The sequence below is a fragment of the Xanthomonas sp. 3793 genome (genome assembly GCF_024806835.1).
GTDB lineage: Bacteria > Pseudomonadota > Gammaproteobacteria > Xanthomonadales > Xanthomonadaceae > Xanthomonas > Xanthomonas arboricola_F.
Genome location: NZ_JANTYU010000012.1, coordinates 1 through 5,536 on the forward strand (window position 1 = coordinate 1; position 5,536 = coordinate 5,536).

The window sequence follows — 5,536 nt, forward strand, 5'->3', positions numbered from 1 at the left end:
GTCGCCAATATTTGCTTCTCTTCAAAAGTCTGCACAAGGATGTGCAGGCTCTTGCGAAGGGAAGCGCATACAGCGCTCGTCTCGCATAGTTAACTTGTGACGTAGCTTGCGTTTGGTGATCTACCAACGTTCGTTGGGACCAAGGCAACTTGAGGTTATATGGTCAAGCCGCACGGATCATTAGTATCAGTTAGCTCAATACATTGCTGTACTTACACACCTGACCTATCAACCACATAGTCTATATGGTTCCTTTAGGGGGCTTGTGCCCCGGGAAGTCTCATCTTGAGGCGCGCTTCCCGCTTAGATGCTTTCAGCGGTTATCGCTTCCGAACATAGCTACCCGGCAATGCCACTGGCGTGACAACCGGAACACCAGAGGTTCGTCCACTCCGGTCCTCTCGTACTAGGAGCAGCCCCTCTCAAACTTCCAACGCCCATGGCAGATAGGGACCGAACTGTCTCACGACGTTCTGAACCCAGCTCGCGTACCACTTTAAATGGCGAACAGCCATACCCTTGGGACCGACTACAGCCCCAGGATGTGATGAGCCGACATCGAGGTGCCAAACACCGCCGTCGATATGAACTCTTGGGCGGTATCAGCCTGTTATCCCCGGAGTACCTTTTATCCGTTGAGCGATGGCCCTTCCATACAGAACCACCGGATCACTAAGACCTACTTTCGTACCTGCTTGATCCGTCGATCTTGCAGTCAAGCACGCTTATGCCTTTGCACACAGTGCGCGATGTCCGACCGCGCTGAGCGTACCTTCGTGCTCCTCCGTTACTCTTTAGGAGGAGACCGCCCCAGTCAAACTACCCACCATACACGGTCCCTGATCCGGATAACGGATCTAGGTTAGAACGTCAAGCACGACAGGGTGGTATTTCAAGGATGGCTCCACTGCAGCTAGCGCCACAGTTTCATAGCCTCCCACCTATCCTACACAGACGAACTCAACGTTCAGTGTAAAGCTATAGTAAAGGTTCACGGGGTCTTTCCGTCTTGCCACGGGAACGCTGCATCTTCACAGCGATTTCAATTTCACTGAGTCTCGGGTGGAGACAGCGCCGCTGTCGTTACGCCATTCGTGCAGGTCGGAACTTACCCGACAAGGAATTTCGCTACCTTAGGACCGTTATAGTTACGGCCGCCGTTTACTGGGGCTTCGATCAAGAGCTTCGCCTTGCGGCTGACCCCATCAATTAACCTTCCAGCACCGGGCAGGCGTCACACCCTATACGTCCACTTTCGTGTTTGCAGAGTGCTGTGTTTTTGATAAACAGTCGCAGCGGCCTGGTTTCTGCGACCCTCTTCAGCTATAGCTCGCATGAGCCACCAAAAAGGGTGCACCTTCTCCCGAAGTTACGGTGCCATGTTGCCTAGTTCCTTCACCCGAGTTCTCTCAAGCGCCTGAGAATTCTCATCCTACCCACCTGTGTCGGTTTACGGTACGGTCTTCGTGAGCTGAAGCTTAGGAGCTTTTCCTGGAAGCGTGGTATCAGTGACTTCGCCATAAAGGCTCGTCTCGGTGCTCGGTCTTAAAGGATCCCGGATTTGCCAAAGATCCAAACCTACCGCCTTTCCCCGGGACAACCAACGCCCGGTACACCTAACCTTCTCCGTCCCTCCATCGCACTCACGCGAGGTGCAGGAATATTAACCTGCTTCCCATCGACTACGGCTTTCGCCCTCGCCTTAGGGACCGACTAACCCTGCGTCGATTAACGTTGCGCAAGGAAACCTTGGGCTTTCGGCGTGCGGGCTTTTCACCCGCATTATCGTTACTCATGTCAGCATTCGCACTTCCGATACCTCCAGCAGACTTCTCAATCCACCTTCGCAGGCTTACGGAACGCTCCTCTACCGCGCATAAAACAAGTTTTATGCACCCCAAGCTTCGGTTCACTGCTTAGCCCCGTTAAATCTTCCGCGCAGACCGACTCGACCAGTGAGCTATTACGCTTTCTTTAAAGGGTGGCTGCTTCTAAGCCAACCTCCTGGCTGTCTGTGCCTTTCCACATCGTTTTCCACTTAGCAGTGAATTTGGGACCTTAGCTGTGGGTCTGGGTTGTTTCCCTTTTCACGACGGACGTTAGCACCCGCCGTGTGTCTCCCGGATAGTACGTACTGGTATTCGGAGTTTGCAATGGTTTGGTAAGTCGCGATGACCCCCTAGCCATAACAGTGCTCTACCCCCAGTAGTATTCGTCCGAGGCGCTACCTAAATAGCTTTCGAGGAGAACCAGCTATCTCCGGGTTCGATTAGCTTTTCACTCCTAATCACAGCTCATCCCCGTCTTTTGCAACAGACGTGGGTTCGGGCCTCCAGTACCTGTTACGGCACCTTCACCCTGGCCATGACTAGATCACCCGGTTTCGGGTCTACTGCCCGCGACTATGCGCCCTTATCAGACTCGGTTTCCCTTCGCCTCCCCTATACGGTTAAGCTTGCCACGAACAGTAAGTCGCTGACCCATTATACAAAAGGTACGCAGTCACTCTTGCGAGCTCCTACTGCTTGTACGCACACGGTTTCAGGATCTATTTCACTCCCCTCTCCGGGGTTCTTTTCGCCTTTCCCTCACGGTACTGGTTCACTATCGGTCGGTCAGGAGTATTTAGCCTTGGAGGATGGTCCCCCCATATTCAGACAGGGTTTCACGTGCCCCGCCCTACTCGTCTTCACTGGAGTGGCCCTTTTAAATACAGGGCTATCACCTTCTATGGCCAATCTTTCCAGATTGTTTTTCTAAAGCCATTCCAGCTTAAGGGCTGTTCCCCGTTCGCTCGTCACTACTTAGGGAATCTCGGTTGATTTCTTTTCCTCCGGTTACTTAGATATTTCAGTTCACCGGGTTCGCTTCCAGCAGCTATGAATTCACTGCAGGATACTGCCGAAGCAGTGGGTTTCCCCATTCGGATATTGCCGGATCAAAGCTTGTTGCCAGCTCCCCGACACTTTTCGCAGGCTACCACGTCCTTCATCGCCTCTGACCGCCTAGGCATCCACCGTGTGCGCTTATTCGCTTGACCATATAACCCCAAGTTGCCTCGGAGCTATATGTACGTGCTGTGTGGGGTACAAAGCCACCAACGCGAACATACGACTCAATTATTTAGGGACTCGAAGTCCCCGCCTTAGCCTCAACGACACGTTTAGATAGATATCTCAAACGCTCGCTACGTCACAAGTTATAAAAGAACATGTATCAGCCTCAACGCTGATCCATATAAATTCTTAAGTGTGCACTACATTCAGAGTGGTGGGTCTGGGTAGACTCGAACTACCGACCTCACCCTTATCAGGGGTGCGCTCTAACCACCTGAGCTACAGACCCGAAGTCTTTTCACTCAATATGGTGGAGCCTGTCGGGATCGAACCGACGACCCCCTGCTTGCAAAGCAGGTGCTCTCCCAGCTGAGCTAAGGCCCCAAAAGGGACTTCGCATACCGACCTGTGCCGGTATGAATCTCTGAATGCAGGTAATTTGTGAGGACGCCCGCAAGACGATGACGTCATGCTCAAAAGGAGGTGATCCAGCCGCACCTTCCGATACGGCTACCTTGTTACGACTTCACCCCAGTCATCGGCCACACCGTGGCAAGCGCCCTCCCGAAGGTTAAGCTACCTGCTTCTGGTGCAACAAACTCCCATGGTGTGACGGGCGGTGTGTACAAGGCCCGGGAACGTATTCACCGCAGCAATGCTGATCTGCGATTACTAGCGATTCCGACTTCATGGAGTCGAGTTGCAGACTCCAATCCGGACTGAGATAGGGTTTCTGGGATTGGCTCGCCCTCGCGGGTTTGCAGCCCTCTGTCCCTACCATTGTAGTACGTGTGTAGCCCTGGTCGTAAGGGCCATGATGACTTGACGTCATCCCCACCTTCCTCCGGTTTGTCACCGGCGGTCTCCTTAGAGTTCCCACCATTACGTGCTGGCAACTAAGGACAAGGGTTGCGCTCGTTGCGGGACTTAACCCAACATCTCACGACACGAGCTGACGACAGCCATGCAGCACCTGTCTCACGGTTCCCGAAGGCACCAATCCATCTCTGGAAAGTTCCGTGGATGTCAAGACCAGGTAAGGTTCTTCGCGTTGCATCGAATTAAACCACATACTCCACCGCTTGTGCGGGCCCCCGTCAATTCCTTTGAGTTTCAGTCTTGCGACCGTACTCCCCAGGCGGCGAACTTAACGCGTTAGCTTCGATACTGCGTGCCAAATTGCACCCAACATCCAGTTCGCATCGTTTAGGGCGTGGACTACCAGGGTATCTAATCCTGTTTGCTCCCCACGCTTTCGTGCCTCAGTGTCAGTGTTGGTCCAGGTAGCCGCCTTCGCCACGGATGTTCCTCCCGATCTCTACGCATTTCACTGCTACACCGGGAATTCCGCTACCCTCTACCACACTCTAGTGACCCAGTATCCACTGCAATTCCCAGGTTGAGCCCAGGGCTTTCACAACAGACTTAAACCACCACCTACGCACGCTTTACGCCCAGTAATTCCGAGTAACGCTTGCACCCTTCGTATTACCGCGGCTGCTGGCACGAAGTTAGCCGGTGCTTATTCTTTGGGTACCGTCAGAACAATCGGGTATTAACCGACTGCTTTTCTTTCCCAACAAAAGGGCTTTACAACCCGAAGGCCTTCTTCACCCACGCGGCATGGCTGGATCAGGCTTGCGCCCATTGTCCAATATTCCCCACTGCTGCCTCCCGTAGGAGTCTGGACCGTGTCTCAGTTCCAGTGTGGCTGATCATCCTCTCAGACCAGCTACGGATCGTCGCCTTGGTGGGCCTTTACCCCGCCAACTAGCTAATCCGACATCGGCTCATTCAATCGCGCGAAGCCCGAAGGTCCTCCGCTTTCACCCGTAGGTCGTATGCGGTATTAGCGTAAGTTTCCCTACGTTATCCCCCACGAAAGAGTAGATTCCGATGTATTCCTCACCCGTCCGCCACTCGCCACCCATAAGAGCAAGCTCTTACTGTGCTGCCGTTCGACTTGCATGTGTTAGGCCTGCCGCCAGCGTTCACTCTGAGCCAGGATCAAACTCTTCACTTAAAATTACATGTCCGAAGACAAATACTTTAGCTGCAGAAGTTCAACCACTGACAACTTATCGCTTGCAAAGCAATTAATATGTTGCTTTTTGATTAAACGTCTGCAAGATGGACAATCATCCTTCCTGCAGGCGTCCGCACAAATTACCTGCGCACACTGTCAAAGAACATTGGGAAGTGGCCTCAGCGCCGTTCCCGTCAGCTTCGTCGTTTTCGTCGAAGCGAGCCGCCCATTATAGCGGACTTTTTCTTGCCGTCAACACCTCATTTCGAGGTGGTTGACGCTGCTTCGTTTCGACCCGAAGGTTTTCTGCGAAGCGAGCCGGCCATATTAGCAGACTTTTCATCCTCGTCAACCCCTCGTGAAGAGGAAGTTGCCGCCGCTGCACCTCAATCCGCCGTAGCGTCTTTCCGTGTAGCGAGCCGCCCATCATAGCCGGCTTTTTCGTTTCGTCAAC

At 53.2% G+C, this 5,536-nt stretch carries 2 tRNA genes and 2 rRNA genes; all 4 read right to left on the reverse strand.

Going from position 1 to position 5,536, the window contains the following annotated elements:
- Positions 1 to 159: 159 nt before the first annotated feature.
- The 4 genes from FHY18_RS21940 to FHY18_RS21955 all read right to left on the reverse strand — a co-directional run bounded on the left by FHY18_RS21940 (position 160) and on the right by FHY18_RS21955 (position 5,079).
- Positions 160 to 3,040: ribosomal RNA gene (locus tag FHY18_RS21940) — 23S ribosomal RNA — on the reverse strand.
- A gap of 228 nt (positions 3,041 to 3,268) precedes the next feature.
- Positions 3,269 to 3,345 (reverse strand) — tRNA-Ile (locus tag FHY18_RS21945).
- Positions 3,346 to 3,364: 19 nt separating this feature from the next.
- Positions 3,365 to 3,440, reverse strand: a tRNA-Ala gene (locus FHY18_RS21950).
- Between the two features lie 92 nt (positions 3,441 to 3,532).
- Positions 3,533 to 5,079 (reverse strand): 16S ribosomal RNA (locus FHY18_RS21955).
- Together the 16S and 23S rRNA genes with 2 tRNA genes alongside form the textbook arrangement of a ribosomal RNA operon.
- Positions 5,080 to 5,536 lie beyond the last annotated feature (457 nt).